We start from the raw sequence: 17,912 nt of genomic DNA, 5'->3' as shown, positions 1-17,912 counted from the left end.
GAAAGTCACCCTAGCGGCCCAATCTGAGGAGAACCTACACAGGCATCACTACGACGAATCACCCCCGAGGGTGGATAACGGAGTAGACCTGAAGCCGTATCCCACGCGGTCGGAGCCGCGTCGTACGCACGATTCATCGAAGCCGGTCCGGAAGGCGATCGCATGGTGGGCAGTAACGGCGAGCACGTACAGCGAAAACGTGGGGCACGAACCAAGGTCAGAGGGTGGCTGCTCGCCGACATCACGGAGGAGCCGGCCGGATACCTCGGCCCGCACCGAGTGGTACCCACCACGGAGCACCGTCACTCCTGGTGGAAAGTGATGTGCTTGACCGGGGTCGACTACTTCTCCACCCTCGGCTACCAACCTGGTATCGCCGCACTGGCTGCAGGCAGTCTCGCTCCGTTGGCGACGGTGGTCCTGATTCTGCTCACCGTCTTCGGCGCGCTACCCGTCTACCGCCGAGTGGCCCGCGAGAGTCCGCACGGCGAGGGATCGATCGCGATGCTCGAGAAATTGCTACCCAAGTGGCGGGGAAAGCTCCTGGTGCTCGTCCTTCTCGGTTTCGCCGCCACCGATTTCCTCATCACCATGACGTTGTCGGCGGCCGACGCCACTGCACATCTGGTGGAGAATCCACTGGCTCCGGGGTTCCTGACGGGGCACGCGGTGATCATCACGCTCGTACTGCTCGGCTTGCTGTCTGCGGTGTTCCTGCGCGGGTTCACCGAGGCGATCGGTATCGCGGTCGCACTGGTGGCGCTGTATCTCACCTTGAACGTGGTGGTGATCGCGGTGAGCACATGGCACGTGATCACCGCACCGTCGCTGGTAGCGGACTGGACCAGCGCGATGACGGTCGACCACGGCAATCCGCTGATGATGATTCTGCTGGCACTCGTCGTGTTTCCGAAACTCGCGCTGGGATTGTCCGGGTTCGAGACGGGTGTCGCCGTGATGCCGCAAATCCAGGGAAGTAAGGGCGATACCGAGGCTGATCCGACCGGGCGCATCACGGGTGTGCGACGGCTGTTGACGACCGCAGCACTGATCATGAGCGGTTTTCTGCTCACCTCGAGTCTGGTGACGACGATCTTGATTCCGGCGAACGAGTTCCAACCGGGTGGTTCCGCAAACGGACGAGCCCTGGCGTTTCTCGCGCACTCCTATCTCGGATCGGCGTTCGGCACCGTTTACGATCTCAGCACCATCCTCATTCTCTGGTTCGCCGGCGCGTCGGCGATGGCCGGACTGTTGAATCTGGTTCCGCGTTACCTACCTCGATACGGCATGGCGCCGTCGTGGACTCGGGCTGCCAGGCCCCTGGTTCTGATGTTCACCGTCATCGCTGTGGTGGTCACGATCTACTTTCAGGCCGGAGTGGACGCGCAGAGTTCCGCGTACGCGACCGGTGTACTGGTTCTCATCTCGTCCGCCTCGGTGGCCGTGGCGCTGTCCGCGCGACGGCGCGGGCAGCGGGCACTGTTCGCGGGTTTCGGTCTCATCGCCGCGATGTTCGTCTACACGACGGTCACGAATATCGTGGAACGGCCGGACGGCGTGAAGGTCGCGTCGTTCTTCATCGCGGCCATTCTGGTGGTCTCGTTCCTGTCTCGGGTCTTCCGAGCTTTCGAACTGAGAACCACTGAAGTCGAATTCGACGAAACGGCAATGGATTTCATTCGAGAATCCGCGGAAAAAGGCTATCTGACGATAGTTGCCCATGACACGGATCATCTCCACGACGACGGCGACGACGAGTACTGGTGCAAGGAAACCCGGATGCGGGCGCGGAGTAACATTCCGGCCTCGGAGTCGATCGTGTTCCTCGAAGTCAATATCACCGATTCCTCGGATTTCACTGCAGATCTACTCATTCACGGCCGGCGCCGCGGTGAGCATCGGATCTTGTGGGTCGACAGTCCCGCGGTGCCCAACACGATCGCCGCGGTGCTCCTTCGAACTCGCGATGTCAGTGCCGTGATACCGAACGCGTATTTCGAATGGACCGAAGGGAACCCGCTGGTGTACTTACTGCGGTTCCTGCTCTTCGGCGACGGCGAAACAGCCACCGTCACCAGAGAGGTGTTGCGCCGGGCCGAACCGCGGCCGCCGCTGCGACCTAACGTTCACGTCGTCTGAACCGAAGGGCGAGATCGCGCCGCTGTGTTAAGAACTCGATAATTCGGTGATCAAGTCTTTCCTCGGCGGATCGAAGGGTGCAGCATCGGCGACAGTAGCGGGTAGGCGGAATCGAGTGGAGGCGGCGTGTTGTTTCATCAGTCGATCGGCTTGGATCATTTCAACGAACTGTCCAGACAGAAGGCAGTGTATGCACTCTTCGAATGTGCGGGCTCGCTGACGTGGGCCCAATGGGTCAGCGATGGAAGGCCTTTCGCGAATCATGAGGACGTACATACGCGAGCGGAGGATGCGATACTGCATCTCTCCGACGAGGACATCGAGCGGATCTTCCCGAACCGGTCGAACGTTGTCGGTCGGGGAACCGTCCTGACGGCTGTCACACACGCTCGGATCGAGCGCATGCTCGGGCCGGAGGGCGGCTACCCCGAATACTGACGTCGTCAGAGATCGAATTCGGCTGGAGCAATGCCGACGGCGAAGCACGCGTCGCGGACTGCCGCGCGCTCGTACTGGTCGAAGTTCCCGTCGGCGCCGCCGATGATGATGCCGATCTGTATCACCGCCCGTGCCTGATCCTGCTTCGACTTCACTTTGGCGATCGTCGCCGTGGCCTCGACTTTCCCGAATTCGAAGTCCGAGGACAACTTGCTGCAGTACCAGTCGAATTTCTGACGCAACTCGTCTGGCGGGAAGACTGCCAGTGCTTCGTTGCTCGCGATCAAGGCCGCGGTTTTCGCGCGCTCGGACTCGTCGATCGAACCGTCCGCCGCTGCGATCAGCGCACACATCGCCATGCTGGCGTTGGCGAATTCCTTGTTCCGGAACTGACCGGTCTTGGTGGCGAGCTGACTGTTCATCTCTTTCGCCTTGGCTTTCAATTGATCCCAGAATGCCATCGGTCTCCTCAGGGTCCGGCGTCCACCGAGCGCGGACGCAGTTCCACTGTGCCCGCGTGTGGACCGATCCGCCAATTCACCCGGTCCGGGGACACGAGATATCCCCGCCGCTCGTCCGATGTCAGCGCCGCCCGAAATGAGCAAGCACGTGCGCTTGACTCGCCGGGTCGAGTCGGTCGGGTTCGAAACGCCACGCCGTGCCGGTCCACGGATCGTGGACTTCGTCGTCTCCGATCGCCGAGAGGTGCAGGCAGACATCGGCCAAACGCGCGGATGTCGGCTCCATCGACGCCGAGCCCGACTCGCCGACCAGTAGAATCGACAGCCCGATCGTATTGCCTTCTTCGGCGAGATACCCCACCATCGCCATGTCCTCGGACGAGTATCCGTGCGGGAAGTCGCCGAGAACGAGAACTCGAACGGAACTGCCCACATCGCCCATTCCGCTCTCACGCGCCAGCGCCTCGGTGTCGACGGCGGCGACCAACGACGTCAGACGTGCGGTGATCGCCGAGTGGTCGGCGATCACCGGCCCGGCGAGAATCCCCGTCAGCCGCTCGGTCAGTGTGGCCAACGAACCGGTCAGGTCGACGACGTCGAGTAACGGCATCACTCCGGCGGCGAGGATCCGCACCGCCAGTGCTCCCACTACCCCTACCGCGGCACCGCCGGCCCGAACTGTCCACCCAGATCGGGCGGCGCAGTGGCAGCGGTAGGCAATACGGGATCTTCAGGGCGCTGCGATCGGGCGCCGACAACTCCCCGAGTCGTAGTCCTTCGCTGGTCGACGTCAGATCGTGATCGGTGTTCATCCTCGCCCACACCGGCGACTGCCACGACGCCATCGCCGCCGGCAGCTCGGAGTCGACGACGGACAGCTCGCGGATGAGCTGAAGGCTGTCCCGCTCGTGATTTGCCCGGGCGACCTCGACCAGTTCGTCGTGACGTCGTTGCGCGGCTTCCCGGGCAGCGACACCGCGGGGAGAGTTTCGCGCCGACGGTTCGGCTACCGCCAGGGTCAGTTCGTCGTCCAAACGGGCAAGGGCGTAGTCGCTACTCGAGACGAGTGACGCTGCGGATCTCGACGCATCCTCGAAGATCATCCAGATACGCTCGAGCCCACGTCCCGGCTCCAACGGAACCATGTCCGAATCACCGCGTTTCGAGGCGGAAGTCGTGTTCGTCGGCGCGTCGTCCACCTCGACGCCGTGGACGGTGAGGAGTTCGGTCAAACCGCCGCCGTACCCTTGCCCGACCGCACGAACCTTCCATCCACCCCGGCGCCGATACAACTCCCAACAGATCACCGCCGATTCGGTGACGTGCGGTGCAATCGTGAACTCGCCGAGCAGCGCTCCGGAACTGTCACCGAGAGTGGTCGAAAGCCCTTCGAGCGAACCGGAACCCGTGGTCGGCGCTGCGGGATCGAGACTCGCGATGCACAGAACGGTCACCGCATCATCGGAAACCTGATCGAGATCCACGCGCACCATTTCGCCGTCGAGTTGCACACCGGCGGTGGCGGGTTGATTGTAGAAGACGAAGTCCTGCGCCGACAGGGCCCGCTGATCTACATCGGCGACGAGTACCGACAGATCCAAGGGTGCCCGGCTGAAGGCGCGAAAGATCACCGCGGACTTCGACAGTGGGGCATTCTGCCCTGGAACGAATGTCATGGCCACAGTCACGCACTATGCCATGCACAGCCGAACCTGCAAGCGCTCAACCGGCGAAGTCCGCGAGCACGCGGTCTGCGACAGCTCGCATCCCGGCATCGGTGAAATGCAGCCGCTGCGCCGTCGACTCGGAGAACATCCCTTCGAACCACCGCTGCTCCGGCTCGGCGCACGCGTCGTGTCCACCGGCGATACTCGGTGCGGCGATGTCGATCACCTGAACCCCGTGCGCCTGTGCAACTGCGGTGGACTGCTGCGTGTATCGCGTGAAGTAGTTGGTGAACCAGACGGCGTCGGCGTCCGAGAACGGCAAGTTCGGCCAGCATCCGCGCGGTCCCACCATGCCACCTTCGCCGATCAGGTAGACCCGGGCGTTCGGAGCCCGTTCGGTGACGGCGCCGAGCACTCGATCCAGAGATGCCGTCGCACGGTCGATCCCGGATTGCGCCACCCATTCCGTGAAGGGGTCGTAGCGGCAGCCGCGGTCCGTGTCCGGTGCCGGTGAGACACACAGCGGGCCGAGAAACAGGTTGTTGGAGTCGTTACCGCCGATGGACACGGTGATCAGATCGGTGTCAGGATGAACAGCGTCCAGCTGAACCGGCCAGTAATTGGGAATGCGCTGAGGGGTGTCGATGACGTTCTCCGCGCGCGCCGCACTGCAGGACACATCCGTGAACTCGACCGAACCCAGATCGCGCGCGATCTTGCCCGCATAGTTCTCGTAGGACCGCGAACACGAATCCGAGTACATCGGTTCCAGCCGCGGCCCGGACGCTCGTGAGTCGCCCAGTGCCACGTATTTGATCGGCGTGTGCGATCCGTCGAGGACGGGGGTCGACGCTTGGGCACCGGCTCCCGGTATCGCGGTCGAGAGCACCACACCGATCACGATTGCCATGACACGCGAGATTCGGCTACCTCGATTGATCGTCAACTGCGCCATACCCTCTCGTCATCGCAATCGGCCCGAGTGGCCGTTCACAGCAGACGCAGCACGCCGTGGTGGCAGTGCTGCGTCTGCTGGTGAGGTTAACCGATGACGAGGTGAGAAAGCGGACCTTCCCACCAGAGCTCGAACGAGAACTCCGATGGGAAGCGATTGCCGGTTACGGGGTGAGGAACCGGCCGAGCTGAGGAGCGGCCTCGCCGGCATGCTTGGCCTGAATGCCTTCACCGACGGTCAGCAGCTTCCACTCGCCTGCAACTCGGTACACCTTCGCCATCACCAGTCCGGTGTATCGCATACCGCCCTGCAGGGTGTAGCGGGCCAGCTCGGAGTTGGTGGTGGTGTCCACCAACCGGCAGAACGCGTTGTCGATCTGCTCGAAAGTCTGACCACGGTACGACGTGACGGTGAAGATGATCGCGTTCACGTGTGCCGGAACGCGTTGAAGGTCGACGAGCATGACCTCGTCGTCACCTTCGCCTGCACCGGTGAGGTTGTCGCCCATGTGACGGATCGACCCGTCCTTGGACGTGAGCTGCCCGTAGTAGCAGACGTCGACAAGGTTTCCATCGGCGTACAGCAGTGCGGATGCGTCGAGGTCGACGTCCGGGGTGCGACTGCCGAAAAGGCCACTCTTCTTGATCGGATCCCAGCCCAGTCCCATCTGGATCGTCGTCAGGGCTACGCCGCCCTCCTTGCGGAGGGTGACTTTCTGCCCCTTGGTGAGGCTGACGGTGCGCCCTTTGACGAGGCTGACCTCACCCGGGGCGGCGGGTGGCTGCGGGGCGGCGGGTGGCTGCGGTACGGCCTGCGGCGGCGCTGCGGGTGGCTGCTGGTTGTATGCCGGCGGCGGATATGCCGGCGGTGTCGGCCCCTGGTTGTAGGCGGGCTGCTGGTTGTAGCCGGGCTGCTGGTTGTAGCCGGGCTGCTGGTTGTAGCCGGGCTGCTGGTTGTAGCCGGGCTGCTGGTTGTACGAGGGAGGTGGGGTGTACGGCGGCGGAGTGGGCGCTGCGCTGTACGACTGATGCTGAGGAGCCTGGGCTGGTGGAGCCTGATACGGCTGGGCCGGTGGCACCGGGGCCGGTGGCGTGACAGGCGCCGGGGGCGCGATCGGGGGCGCCTGCGTCGATGCGGGGGGCGCCGGTGCGTCGTCGACCGACACACCGTGATCGGTGACCAGGGCAGCGAATCCGCCGGCGTATCCCTGGCCGACTGCGCGGATCTTCCACGCACCCTGGCGCCGGTAGACCTCGAGCGCGATGACGATCGATTCGGTGCTGAGCGCTTCGATCACGTATTCGTAGAGGACGGTTCCGGCGGCATCGGCCACCCGGGCGATCGGCGGGGCGGTACGCCCGAAGTTCGACGTGGTGTCGTCGAGGGTGATGACGGCACGTACCTGCTCGATATCCGAGGGCACCCCGGCCAGCGAAATCCGCAAGGCGGCGATACCGGAAGGATTGGGGATCAACTGCACACCTGGTCCGGTGGGCTGGTTGAAGAACACGAAATCGGCGTCCGAACGTACTTTCCCGTTGCCTGCCACGAGCAGCGCAGACAGGTCGGCGGCTGCGGCCAGTTGCACCGAGACGACGACGTCCGAAACGTTCAACGGGCCGTTCTGGCCTTTGGCAAGCGATACAGACAACTCATTCCCCTTCACGGAAAGTGCGTGAACTACTCGAGAATCTGTTCGGATTCTCGTCGATCGAGCGCCGACGCCGCATCGGTTTGTGCGCAGAACCAACTCAGGATCTCCGTACTCGCCGCGATACCGGACGCTCCTGTCACAGTAACGGTCGGTCGATTCCAGTCCAGTTCTTCGAGCTCACCGTGCCGGGGTCTGATCCCGGCATCGGCGTATTCGAGCAGGTCGGCATCCAGCGCTCCGTCTCCGGCGGCCAATACCGTGGCATCGGAGGCCAACTCCCCGGCCTCGATCATCCGGCCGCGTACGTAGGCCAGCGCCTGGGACTTGGATACCGAATCGGGCATCGTGTAGATCTTGCGGCCCTGACGCGAGACGTTCCATTCGCGCTCGGCGCACCACTGTCGCCATTGCCCGAAGAACTGTGTGGGCATCGCGTCCAGATCCACGACCAGGTAGGCGAACAATTCGTCGGCAACCCGTAGTGAACTGACCCAGGAATCGCTGATTCGGGACCGAAGTTCGGCCTCGATCGCCGCCAATGTCGCCGCACCGGCGTTGCTCTTGCGCTCGATCACCTTCCGCCACTGCGCGTCCGGAACACCGTCGACGAGTACGTTTCCGCCGTTGCTGGTGATCGCGTAGCGCCAGGGAGCACCGGGAAGATCAATCCGTTGAAACTGGGCGATCGTTCGTGTCGTCACCGGAACCACCGGTACCCGGGTAGCGAGGTCGGTGAGGAGGTCGACGGCGTCGACGGCCATGAAGGACAGTGGCCCGCCGTTATAGTGCTCCACACATACCGGCGAGGTATGCGGCGGCGGCCCCATCGAGCCGCTCGAGTAGATCATTGTTCGATCCAGGTCCGTGGCGATCAACGCCGGCGACGGCACGTTCACGTCACGTCCTTGATCAGTCCGACGCAGGAATATGCGAGCCCCGGCACCACCTCGACGGTGACTCCACGGGCGCGTGCCAGTAATCGGATGTGTGCGTGTTCCGGTGCGTCCGCTTCCCGAACGAGAACTTTCCAGGGAAGTCTGCGCAGGAGAACTCTCGTTGTCTCGCCTACACCGGGTTTGACGAAGTTGACCGTGGCGATGCCGTAGTCGGCCTGTACCTTCTCCACCGACTCCCATCCAGACCACGTCGGCGTCCGGTCCGAGGCGAGCACCTCGGCCAGATCGTCGGCAACACCCGTTCGTGCCGAGTCGAATTGGGACGAGACCACGTCGAGCAGCCGATTGGACACGTCCGCCTCTGCCAGATCGGCATAGAACTTGGCGCCGTGGAAATCGGCCGGTCCGATCAGGTCGTCGTTGAGGACTGTGCGGGACACCAGTCCGGAGACCGTCGAGTTGAGGCACGCCGATGCGATGAGGAAGTCGTCACGGGTGCCGTAAGTTCGCACACAGTGACCTGGGTCGGCAAGTACGGCGAGATCCGAGTTGAAGTGTGCACCACCGGCAACGTGGTAGTCGGTCAGTGCCACGTCGAGTTCCTTGGCGATGGCGCCTTTCCCGGTCCACCCGTCGACGAAGACGACGTTCTCCGAGTCGTGATGATGTGCCAGGTAGTCCAGCGCGACGGTGTCGATACCCTTGCCTCGCACTATCGATACCGCATAGTGCGGCAGGGTCACTCCGCGAGTGTGTTGCGCCCACCTTCGCATGAGAATGCCGATCGGTGTGCCCGCCCTGGCCAACGAGACCAAGGTGATGTTGCTTCCACGTTCGGCGAGAACCAGATCGGTCACCGTGCCGACAGCACGAGCCAGTCGTACCGCACTGTTCTCGAGAACGGTGTCGAACAGTTCGCGGTAGGCCTGGTCCGGCTGGTACTCGACGGGCAGCGATTCCGCATAGTGCGCCTGCCCCGACTGAATACGTTTCTCCCGCAGCAGAACATCAGCTTCGAGATCCACGTGCGAAAGGTCCTTCAGCAGCCACTTCACTTCGCCTGACGCGTAGGATCCGAACTTGGGGCCGGTCAATGGTTCGTTCACGCGTGCGCTCCTGCTCTGAAATCTCGTGAAACCGGCGGATCGGCTCTGACGGCGCGGAGCGCCGCCGGATCAGCCCCCCGTACTGTCGCGACCAGCACGTCGGTCCCGGAATTGCGCAGCACTTCCACGACCCCGTCCGGGCCGGTCAATCTGTCGGTGTCGGCCGGCGAGTCCACCACGAGCACCACCAGTGCGTCGACGGTGGGGTCGGGCCATCTCGCGTTGTAGACGAATCGAGGAGCATCCTGCCCGGCTTCCGGCGCTACGAACGTGAATCCCCGACGCAGCGGATATCTCGGGCTGTCGACGACGTACGCGGGCGAGCGCGTGGTGGTTTGGTAAAGGACTCTGCGCCCAGCAGCTTCCAAACTCTCCGCGATCCGCAACGGAAGGTACATCAGCTCTTCGTGACCGATGACGATCACGGGCCGGGACGGTTCCACGAGGCTGACCAACACCTCGACCGCGGCGCGGATGCCGGCGTCGAAGGCGGCGTTGTCCGTCACCAGGAATCCGTGCCTGCCGCCGTCGGGTACCGATGCCGGCCAAGGCAACTCGACGCCGGACAGCGTTCCGTGGCGCTCACCGATCGGATTGAGTTCGGGGGCCTCGAGAGCCGTCACCCGTTCGGTCAAGTCCGCCGGGAGCACTGTCGATCCTCGTGCGAGGCTGACGTAGTCGATCTGCACGTCCAGTTCGGCGGCAGCCTCGTCGCAGACACGCCGGTGCTCGTCGGTACGCATGTCCACCAGCGACGCCACCACGTAGCGCCTTCGCGGAAAATGGCCGTGCAAGGCACGAATCGCATCGATTGCCGTTGCTCCGGTTGAGATCTCGTCGTCGACCAACACGAGCGGAATGTCACCTCCGAAGATTTCCACCGACGTCGGCTGCAACTGATGGCTGGTGGCGTGCGAGTGACCCTCCTCGAAACCTGCCACGGTTTCCACACCGGGTACCTCGCGCCGGGTCGAGTGCAGATAGCAGCGAGCCCGCAGCCGTGTCGCCACGCAGTGACCCAAACCGGTTGCCGTCTCGGCGAATCCGAGCACGAGCACGTCGACGCCGGCACCTAGGTCGGCTCGCACCAGATCTGCCAGATCTTCACCGGCCCCGATCACCGCCGCCGGTGCGGTGGGGACGTGTTTACCCAGTACCGTCGACACGAGCAGGTGCGCTCGTTTCGGATTACGACGCAAGCCCGGCGTCACCAGATCCGTGATCGTGCGTCCAGTCGACGAATCGTGATGAACGAGATCGAGTCCGAATCGCTGAGTGGCCCAGGAGGTTCCGGTCATCGATCGACCAATGCGGTGAGCAGGTCCACGAAGGTGATCCCCTTGTTCGTCACTCCGAAGACCTGCGCCCGCAGAGCGGTCTGCCGAGCCCAGTTACGGTGCGGTTTCATCTCGTTCATCTTGTTTCGGTATCCCGACGCCTGAACTCCGCCGTCGTCTCCGCCGAGAATGTCGAGCGCATCGTGGTATTCCTCGTGTGTGACGGCAGACAGTGCGTTCACAGCTGCGACGTGCGACGGATGGATCACCGTCTTGCCCTGCATTCCGTTGGCGCGATCCAAGGCGATTTCGCGGAGCAGTCCGTCGAGATCGCGGCTGACGAGGTGGCGACGGAAGAGAACGGCGTCGTGTTCCTCGAACGGGGTTGCTCGCAGCATCGGACGGAACATGCGCTCGTGATCGGCGAAGTACTCCCAGACCGGACCGGTGATGACGAATCCGGTGCCGTCGGAGCGGCCCAGATAGTTCACGATATCGGCGATGACGTCGACGATCACCCGGACGTCGTAAATGGTCAGGTCGCGGTCCCGTCGAATTCCGAACGTGCCGCACATGTCGGTGGCACCGATCCGAACGGCCAGAATCCGATCACGATGTCTGGCGAGTATGCCGCTGATGGTGCACAATTCACGGTCACGGGTATCGCGATGCACCAGTGCCGGCGATTCCAGTACCGGCATCGCGTACAGATGTTTACCGAGAAGTTCGGATGCGGCAGCAACCGCGTCGAGGAAAACCGCTCCGGTATCGCTGCCGAATTTGGGGATCACGAAGCCCGTCAGCGCAGCTCGGCCTGTGGTCAACGACGCGGCCACCTTGTCGATGTCCCCTACAGCGCGCACTCGCACGAACAACAACATGCTCGCCGCGTCGGTCTCCGCCAACGCATCCAATGCCCGGACGGCGTTTGCGCGCGCATCGTCCACCTCATGGTCGGCCACGGCGTCCTCGAGGTCGAGAACCATCGAACTCACGCCCTCGGTTGCGCGTTTACCCACGATGTCGGCAAGGCCCGCTCTGGTCGCCGGCACGTAGAGGGTGGCGCCCAACGCGAGCGCCAACAGATCTCGATCGTCACCGTCGACGAACGAGTGCGGTTCGTGCAGGAACAGCGTGTGCCGCAGATCCTCCTCGAGGTGATGAAAATGCCGCATGTCCCTACTCTCCGTCACCTGATACCACCTACGAACCATTTCCCCGCCACCGCACTTTCCGTGCGGCAAGTCTCGATGAACGACCGGCACGACTCGTCAGGGGCGTGCCCGCATCTTCTCGACGGTCTCACCGATGAACGCCTCCACGGAATCCAACTGAACTACATACGACCAGTAGTCCGGATGAGTTCCCGTCAGCGAGGCGCTCGCGCGCTCGAGACGCGCTATCTGAGCATCGAGCACCGAACCCCACTGCGCCACCAACCCTTGGTTAACAGCGAACATCTGTGCGTCTTTCAATCGGAACCGGACCTCACGCTCTTTCTTGGCCGGGTCCGCCCGAACCTCCCGCAACGTCGACAACCTGTTCGTCACGGCGTCGACGCAGGCTTCGGCATCGGCGAGATGTGAGCGTGCCTCCGCCATCAGTGCGAGCGCATGTTCGGGATTGCCTGCGGCCAGCGACTGCTTCGCCTCACGTAGATCGATGTCGGCCTGATCGATGTGGGTTCGGCTTCGGCTGCTGTTGTCCACCAGATCAGCGGAACTGGCGGCATTGAACTCCCGTAACAGTGCCGAATACGCGGGATCCAGTCGATCTACTCTGGTCCGCACCGCAGACAGTCTCGTCGACACCGACGAGACTGTCATCTCGGTTCGGCGCTGCGTGTCCGGTGCCTGCTTTACCGCGTCCTCGAGCGCTGATGCTGCTTCTCGTACCCGTTCGGCGTCGGACCGCACGGATTCGGCCCGCCCACGCGAGCGTGCCGAATCGAGCGCGGCGATCGCCGTCTCCAACTCCTCGGACGCGGCGACCACCGACGGATATTCGCGGTAGCGCTGTTCGGTGGCTGCCAGTGCATTTCGGGCCGATTGCGCCACCGTCTTGGCCTGCTGCGCGAGAACCGGAATCGTCGACATCGTGGACGTTGCCTTCTCGAGGTGTCCACGATGGGCGTTGTAGAACGCGTCCACCCCTTGCGCCGCGTCGACCAGCTGACGAACCGAGTTCTGAAACGCCAGCCTGGCCCCGTTCGGGTCTTGATGCAACACGTGATCGTTTCCGAACCGCTCGGTGGCCGCGAGGTAATCGGATCCGGCCTGAAAGCACTGGTCACGAACGGGCTCCCACAGTCGCCCCAGTCCTCGTTCGGGAAAGAGTTCGGCGGAGGCGTCGACTGCCGCCGCCGCGATTGTCTGCCTTCTGTCCATGTCCAGAAACGCGGAAACCATGGCCGTCTGCGCCTCTCGCGCCCGACTGACCGTTTCCCCCGATCGCGCGCCTCGGTTGAAGCGCTCCGTCCATCTGCCCACCACGGTTGAATACTACGGGTCTTCGTCGTTCTCTCCCCGTCGACGAGCACACTCACGGTGCAGTCATCACGATTCCCGTTAGGGTGGTGGGGGTAACACCCATCTGGCTCCGCACGGCGGTGGTCATGACACTTCTCCTGAAAGGACCCCTGAATGGGCGTCAGCTTGACCAAAGGCGGCAATGTCTCTCTCACGAAGGAGGCTCCGAACCTGACAGCGGTGGTTGTCGGACTGGGATGGGATGCGCGTTCCACCACCGGCGCGGCCTTCGACCTCGACGCCAGCGCTATCGCAGCGGGCACCAACAAGAAGGTTCTCTCGGACCAGCACTTCATCTTCTTCAACAACCTGCGCTCGCCGGACGGGTCCATCGAACACCAGGGTGACAACACCGACGGTGAAGGTGAAGGTGACGACGAGAAGGTCAACGTCAACCTCGCCGCAGTGCCCGCCGAGGTCGACAGCATCGTCTTCCCCGTCTCGATCTACGACGCCGAGGCTCGCGCCCAGTCCTTCGGCCAGGTCCGCAATGCCTATATCCGCATCGTCGACCAGGCCAACGGAAACGAGCTCGCTCGCTACGATCTGTCGGAGGACGCATCCACCGAAACCGCCATGGTGTTCGGTGAGCTCTACCGCAACGGTGCGGAGTGGAAGTTCCGCGCAATCGGACAGGGCTACGCGTCCGGTTTGGCCGGTATAGCTCGGGATTACGGCGTCAACGTCTGATCCGTTCGATCCCTGTGTGCTGACTCGGGGAGGGTTCCACAGTAATGTGTGGAACCCTCCCCGTTTCGCACGCCGGATGCGGTGAGAATCCGCGTGCAGTAACCACACTGCATTGACCAAATAGAAAGGGCTACGCTCCGTGGTACTGCGAATATTCGGCTTGTCCTTCGTTGTGTCGATCATTGCCATGATCGTCGCCTTCATTTACGGCGGCCCTCAGGCACTGTTCCTCGTCGTCATTCTGTCCATTCTCGAAGTGTCTCTGTCCTTCGACAATGCCGTCATCAACGCCACCGTCCTGCAACGGATGAGTGAATTCTGGCAAAAGATCTTCCTCACCGTCGGTGTGGTCATCGCCGTGTTCGGCATGCGCCTGGTGTTCCCCCTGGTGATCGTCTGGGCGGCTTCGGGCCTCGGTCCCGCCGCTGCGCTCGATCTCGCGTTGAATCCACCGGCGGACGGTGCGGCGACGTTCGCCAACGGAGACCCGAGCTACGAGACCATCCTCACCGATGCGCATCCACAGATCGCGGCCTTCGGCGGCATGTTCCTGATGATGCTGTTCCTCGGCTTCATCTTCGAAGAGCGTGAGGTCACCTGGCTGTCCTGGCTCGAGCGACCGCTCGGCCGCATCGGCAAGCTGGATCAGCTGTCCGTCGTCGTCGCCGGTCTGGTCCTGGTGTGCACTGCGGCCTTCGTCGCCGCCGACGACAAGGTGTCGACGGTGATGATCTCCGGAGTTCTCGGCATGATCACCTACATCGCGGTCAACGGTCTGGGTGAGCTGTTCAACCTTCCCGAAGAAGGCGACGAGGACGAGGTCACCGCCAAATCTGGTGGCCCTACTCAGCTCGCCAAGGCCACGGGCAAGGCCGGCTTCTTCCTCTTCCTGTACCTGGAAGTTCTCGACGCGTCGTTCTCCTTCGACGGCGTCATCGGCGCGTTTGCGATCACAGCCGACCCGATCATCATCGCTCTGGGTCTGGGCTTCGTGGGTGCGATGTTCGTCCGCTCCATCACGGTCTTCCTCGTCCGCAAGGGCACGTTGGCCGACTACGTGTACCTCGAGCACGGCGCGCACTGGGCCATCGGTGCTCTGTCCGTCATTCTGATGATCTCCATCGGTGTGCACATCAACGAGATCATCACCGGTCTCGTCGGCGTCTTCCTTATCGGCGCCGCCTTTGTCACCAGCCTCGTTCGCAACAAGCGAATCGAAAAGGACGAAGCAGCAGTCGAAAACGCGAACTCGAACGTCTGACATCGTTCGTGGAAATGCCCGCAACCGAAAAGGTTGCGGGCATTTCGTACTTCACACCGTGGATCACGACGGCGTCTGATCAGAGTCGCGGGCTCTGTGGTCAGCGTTCCCGTCAGATGGTGGAGCCATTGCAGGTTCCGGCGCAGTGCTGGCCGGGCTGATCGCACGTCGTGCAGCGATAGTCGATCGAGGAGCCTGCGCACGGTCCGCAGACCGCGCGGCTTGTGAGGTCTATTCCGTGAGGACCGCGATATGTGAACACGTGGCGCACGAGTCCGGGCGGATGAGGGTGGCGGTAGCAGGTCGGGCACTGCGGATCGCCCGAGTCGTCTCTCGTGGACGGGGTACGGACTCGTCCGCAGCGGATGCGATTCTCGGTGCGTTGCGGTTCGTGTTGACAACAGGTGCGGCAGATCGTTCCGTCCGGGCGCACCGCAGTCGGATGTCCGGCCATGCCGCAGCGGTCGCAGGTCACGATGTTTACTTTGGTGACGCATCATTCGCACCATGGTTCGCGCAGTTCAGGGCCCGAGATGTGGATAGAACACATGCAACTGGGTGTGGTGCGTGCTCACCAGTTCCAGTCATCGGTGGTGGTGTGTTCGGTCTTGCCGATGACGTAGCTACTGCCCGATCCGGAGAAGAAGTCGTGGTTCTCGGCCGCTCCCGGGTCGAGGGAAGACAGGATCTCGGGCGCTACCTGGCATTGCTCACGAGGGAACAGATCCGCGAATCCGAGGTTGGCGAGAGCTTTGTTGGCGTTGTACCGCATGTAGGGCAGCACCGGTTCGGTCATGTCCAGGGGATCGTACAAGTAGTGCGCGTAGCGGACTTCGTTCTCGTACAGGTCTGTGAGCATGGAGTACGCGAAGTCTTCGAGTTCGGCTCTTCGTCCAGTGTCGGCGAGTCTGTATCCGCGTTGAAATTTGTAGCCGATGTAGTAGCCGTGGACTGCTTCGTCGCGGATGATCAGGCGGATGATGTCCGCGGTGTTGGTGAGCATCGATCGGGCTGACCAGTACATCGGGAGGTAGAAACCGCTGTAGAACATGAAGGATTCGAGCATTACAGAGCTGATCTTCTTCTTCAGCGCGTCGTCACCTCGGTAGTAGGACAAGATGATTCGTCCCTTGCATTGCAGGAACTCGTTCTGTCGTGACCAGGCGAAAGCGTCGCGGATTTCCTTGCTCGAGCACAGAGTCGAGAAGATGGAACTGTAGCTTTTGGCGTGCACCGATTCCATGAATGCCATGTTCGTGTAGACGGCTTCTTCATGAGCGGTCGCGGAGTCGGCGAGCATCTCGATGCATCCGACAGTCCCTTGCATGGTGTCGAGCAGTGTCAGTCCGGTGAACACCCGGACCGTCAGGGTTTGCTGTTCGGGGGTCATGGACTGCCAGGTCGGGAGATCGTTCGACAACGGTACTTTTTCGGGGAGCCAGAAATTCGTGGTGAGCCGATTCCACACCTCGACGTCCTTCTCGTCCGGCACCTCGTTCCAATTGATTGCCTCGATCGCATCGCTCGGGCCCGAGACTTCGTTCATGTGCACAGCTCCTTCTTTTTGTTCGGCCAACGCAAGATCGTCTGCACTGTCAGTCGGCCGATGTTTTCCCATCATTCACATTCAGCAACCAGGGAAAGATCACTACATATAGACGTGCCATCGATATTCGGCACCACATATCGCACTATATAGGCAGTGTAGGCCATAGTTCGTCTTGCCTGATAGTTTAGTTCGGCATACCGAATTCCGAGAGTCGGAGTGAGTTCGGATGACGGATCGACGACCAGGAAGGACCTCATTTCAGTGCACACCCTCACCAGTGAGATGACCGCGATGCTCAGTGAGCAGCTACCGATCTTGGCAACCGTCACAGACGGGGCGTTGCCGAACATCGGTCCAAAACGATCCTTACGGGTATACGACGACTCCACACTGATCTTCAACGAGAACACCGGCGGTCAGACCCTGCGCAACATTCGTGCCGGCTCGAAAATCGCGGTGGCTGTCATCGACCGTGCCGCGCTCGACGGATACCGGTTCCTCGGCTCCGCGCAGGTGCACGATTCGGGACCTGCGTTCGACAACGCAGTCCACTTTGCATCCGAACGAGGAATGGCCGCACCCAAATGTGCGGTCCTGGTTCACATCGAGGAAATTTTCACCCTCAAACCCGGAAGCACCGCAGGAACACGCATCTAGGGGAGAAACAGAAAAACACTCGACATCCCCTTCTGCCACAATGAATTTCACCACACGCCGAGCGAAAGGTCGATCGCCGCCCGGCGAGTGAACGAGACTACACGCTACCGAGTTCATATTGCGTGTTCATATTGGTGAAGAGTCCGCGGTTCTTGCTTCGTCGAGTTCCTGGTCGCGTTCTTCGAGGCGGCCGGTGAGGTCGACGACCTGCTGCCCGAGCAGTTCGGCGAGTTTCCGCTCCAGGAGTGCATTGTGGGCGGCGAAGCGGGTGATGCGTTGTGTGCGTCGGCGAGGTCCGCGTGCAACGATTCCCGTTTTACCGCAGCCGAATTCCTCGGCATTGGTTGTCGGCGCAGCTTGAGCCGTGCAGATCTGTGCCGGCAGGCACTTGTGGCGGTACAGGAAGGTGCGGTCCACTCCTGCGACCCTGGCGATCCCGGCGACACCGAGCTGCGTTCCGTCCGCCACCGCAGCCTCGAGTGTGGTCAGTACTGGTTGTATGCGACGGGAGGTGTCAGCGCGACGACCGTTGATCATCGTACGGCCTGGGCACCGGCCTGTCGGTCGGGCCCGACTCGGAGGCGGCTAGTTGCTGCACCAGAAGGACTGCGAACTACGGCCACAATGGAAG

At 62.4% G+C, this 17,912-nt stretch carries 18 protein-coding genes; 6 read left to right on the top strand and 12 right to left on the bottom strand.

Annotated elements, in window-relative coordinates; genetic code table 11:
• Nucleotides 1-162: 162 nt before the first annotated feature.
• Complete coding sequence (locus tag ABH922_RS00410; protein ID WP_424805050.1) at nucleotides 163-2,142, top strand: amino acid transporter; 1,980 nt, start codon at nucleotides 163-165, stop codon at nucleotides 2,140-2,142.
• Nucleotides 2,143-2,268: 126 nt separating this feature from the next.
• The gene (locus ABH922_RS00405; protein ID WP_424805049.1) at nucleotides 2,269-2,580 is read left to right on the top strand and encodes a 2-oxo-4-hydroxy-4-carboxy-5-ureidoimidazoline decarboxylase; all 312 of its coding nucleotides are present in this window, start codon (nucleotides 2,269-2,271) and stop codon (nucleotides 2,578-2,580) included.
• Nucleotides 2,581-2,585: 5 nt separating this feature from the next.
• Here ABH922_RS00405 and ABH922_RS00400 read toward each other — a convergent pair whose 3' ends face one another.
• The 10 genes from ABH922_RS00400 to ABH922_RS00355 all read right to left on the bottom strand — a co-directional run bounded on the left by ABH922_RS00400 (nucleotide 2,586) and on the right by ABH922_RS00355 (nucleotide 13,004).
• Nucleotides 2,586-3,041 (bottom strand): tellurite resistance TerB family protein, encoded by a 456-nt coding sequence (locus ABH922_RS00400; protein ID WP_424805048.1) that lies wholly within the window; start codon nucleotides 3,039-3,041, stop codon nucleotides 2,586-2,588.
• 121 nt (nucleotides 3,042-3,162) lie between these two features.
• Complete coding sequence (locus ABH922_RS00395) at nucleotides 3,163-3,570, bottom strand: hypothetical protein (protein ID WP_424805047.1); 408 nt, start codon at nucleotides 3,568-3,570, stop codon at nucleotides 3,163-3,165.
• A complete protein-coding gene (locus ABH922_RS00390; RefSeq protein WP_424805046.1) occupies nucleotides 3,491-4,717 on the bottom strand; it encodes a TerD family protein in 1,227 nt (408 codons plus the stop codon). The genes ABH922_RS00395 and ABH922_RS00390 overlap by 80 nt, the downstream gene beginning before the upstream one ends.
• Nucleotides 4,718-4,763: 46 nt before the next feature.
• Nucleotides 4,764-5,663, bottom strand: a complete 900-nt coding sequence (locus tag ABH922_RS00385; protein WP_424805045.1) for an SGNH/GDSL hydrolase family protein — start codon at nucleotides 5,661-5,663, stop codon at nucleotides 4,764-4,766.
• A gap of 163 nt (nucleotides 5,664-5,826) precedes the next feature.
• Complete coding sequence (locus ABH922_RS00380; protein ID WP_424805044.1) at nucleotides 5,827-7,314, bottom strand: TerD family protein; 1,488 nt, start codon at nucleotides 7,312-7,314, stop codon at nucleotides 5,827-5,829.
• Between the two features lie 29 nt (nucleotides 7,315-7,343).
• The gene (locus ABH922_RS00375; RefSeq protein ID WP_424809511.1) at nucleotides 7,344-8,165 is read right to left on the bottom strand and encodes an HAD family hydrolase; all 822 of its coding nucleotides are present in this window, start codon (nucleotides 8,163-8,165) and stop codon (nucleotides 7,344-7,346) included.
• Nucleotides 8,166-8,209: 44 nt separating this feature from the next.
• Entirely contained in the window at nucleotides 8,210-9,319 is a 1,110-nt protein-coding gene (locus ABH922_RS00370) for a cysteine protease StiP family protein (RefSeq protein WP_424805043.1), read from the bottom strand.
• On the bottom strand, nucleotides 9,316-10,617 hold the full coding sequence (locus ABH922_RS00365) for a phosphoribosyltransferase family protein (protein ID WP_424805042.1): 1,302 nt from the start codon (nucleotides 10,615-10,617) through the stop codon (nucleotides 9,316-9,318). Before ABH922_RS00365 ends, ABH922_RS00370 begins: the two co-directional genes overlap by 4 nt.
• Nucleotides 10,614-11,771, bottom strand: a complete 1,158-nt coding sequence (locus ABH922_RS00360; protein ID WP_424809510.1) for an HpcH/HpaI aldolase/citrate lyase family protein — start codon at nucleotides 11,769-11,771, stop codon at nucleotides 10,614-10,616. Before ABH922_RS00360 ends, ABH922_RS00365 begins: the two co-directional genes overlap by 4 nt.
• 96 nt (nucleotides 11,772-11,867) lie before the next feature.
• Nucleotides 11,868-13,004, bottom strand: coding sequence for a hypothetical protein (locus ABH922_RS00355; RefSeq protein ID WP_424805041.1), 1,137 nt, complete (start codon nucleotides 13,002-13,004; stop codon nucleotides 11,868-11,870).
• Nucleotides 13,005-13,238: 234 nt separating this feature from the next.
• Between ABH922_RS00355 and ABH922_RS00350 the strand changes: the two genes are divergently transcribed.
• The 3 genes from ABH922_RS00350 to ABH922_RS00340 all read left to right on the top strand — a co-directional run bounded on the left by ABH922_RS00350 (nucleotide 13,239) and on the right by ABH922_RS00340 (nucleotide 15,236).
• The gene (locus ABH922_RS00350; RefSeq protein ID WP_424805040.1) at nucleotides 13,239-13,814 is read left to right on the top strand and encodes a TerD family protein; all 576 of its coding nucleotides are present in this window, start codon (nucleotides 13,239-13,241) and stop codon (nucleotides 13,812-13,814) included.
• A 139-nt stretch (nucleotides 13,815-13,953) separates the two neighbouring features.
• A complete protein-coding gene (locus ABH922_RS00345) occupies nucleotides 13,954-15,075 on the top strand; it encodes a DUF475 domain-containing protein (protein ID WP_424805039.1) in 1,122 nt (373 codons plus the stop codon).
• Nucleotides 15,076-15,089: 14 nt separating this feature from the next.
• Nucleotides 15,090-15,236 (top strand): hypothetical protein, encoded by a 147-nt coding sequence (locus tag ABH922_RS00340; RefSeq protein WP_424805038.1) that lies wholly within the window; start codon nucleotides 15,090-15,092, stop codon nucleotides 15,234-15,236.
• Between the two features lie 410 nt (nucleotides 15,237-15,646).
• Here the strand turns inward: ABH922_RS00340 and nrdF are convergent, their stop codons facing one another.
• The gene (gene nrdF / locus ABH922_RS00335; RefSeq protein ID WP_424805037.1) at nucleotides 15,647-16,621 is read right to left on the bottom strand and encodes a class 1b ribonucleoside-diphosphate reductase subunit beta; all 975 of its coding nucleotides are present in this window, start codon (nucleotides 16,619-16,621) and stop codon (nucleotides 15,647-15,649) included.
• 264 nt (nucleotides 16,622-16,885) lie between these two features.
• On the opposite strand from nrdF, the gene ABH922_RS00330 reads away from it, so the two are divergent.
• Nucleotides 16,886-17,281 carry a pyridoxamine 5'-phosphate oxidase family protein gene (locus ABH922_RS00330; protein WP_424805036.1) on the top strand — a complete coding sequence of 132 codons (396 nt, stop codon included), beginning with the start codon at nucleotides 16,886-16,888 and terminating at the stop codon, nucleotides 17,279-17,281.
• Between the two features lie 126 nt (nucleotides 17,282-17,407).
• Here ABH922_RS00330 and ABH922_RS00325 read toward each other — a convergent pair whose 3' ends face one another.
• Nucleotides 17,408-17,818, bottom strand: a complete 411-nt coding sequence (locus ABH922_RS00325) for a hypothetical protein (protein ID WP_424805035.1) — start codon at nucleotides 17,816-17,818, stop codon at nucleotides 17,408-17,410.
• Between the last annotated feature and the right edge of the window lie 94 nt (nucleotides 17,819-17,912).

Origin of the sequence: Rhodococcus sp. 27YEA15, from assembly GCF_049739425.1 — a bacterium.
Classification (GTDB): Bacteria; Actinomycetota; Actinomycetes; order Mycobacteriales; family Mycobacteriaceae; genus Rhodococcus_F.
Note: the sequence above shows the minus strand (reverse complement) of the source record. Positions and strands in the feature narration are given on the sequence as shown.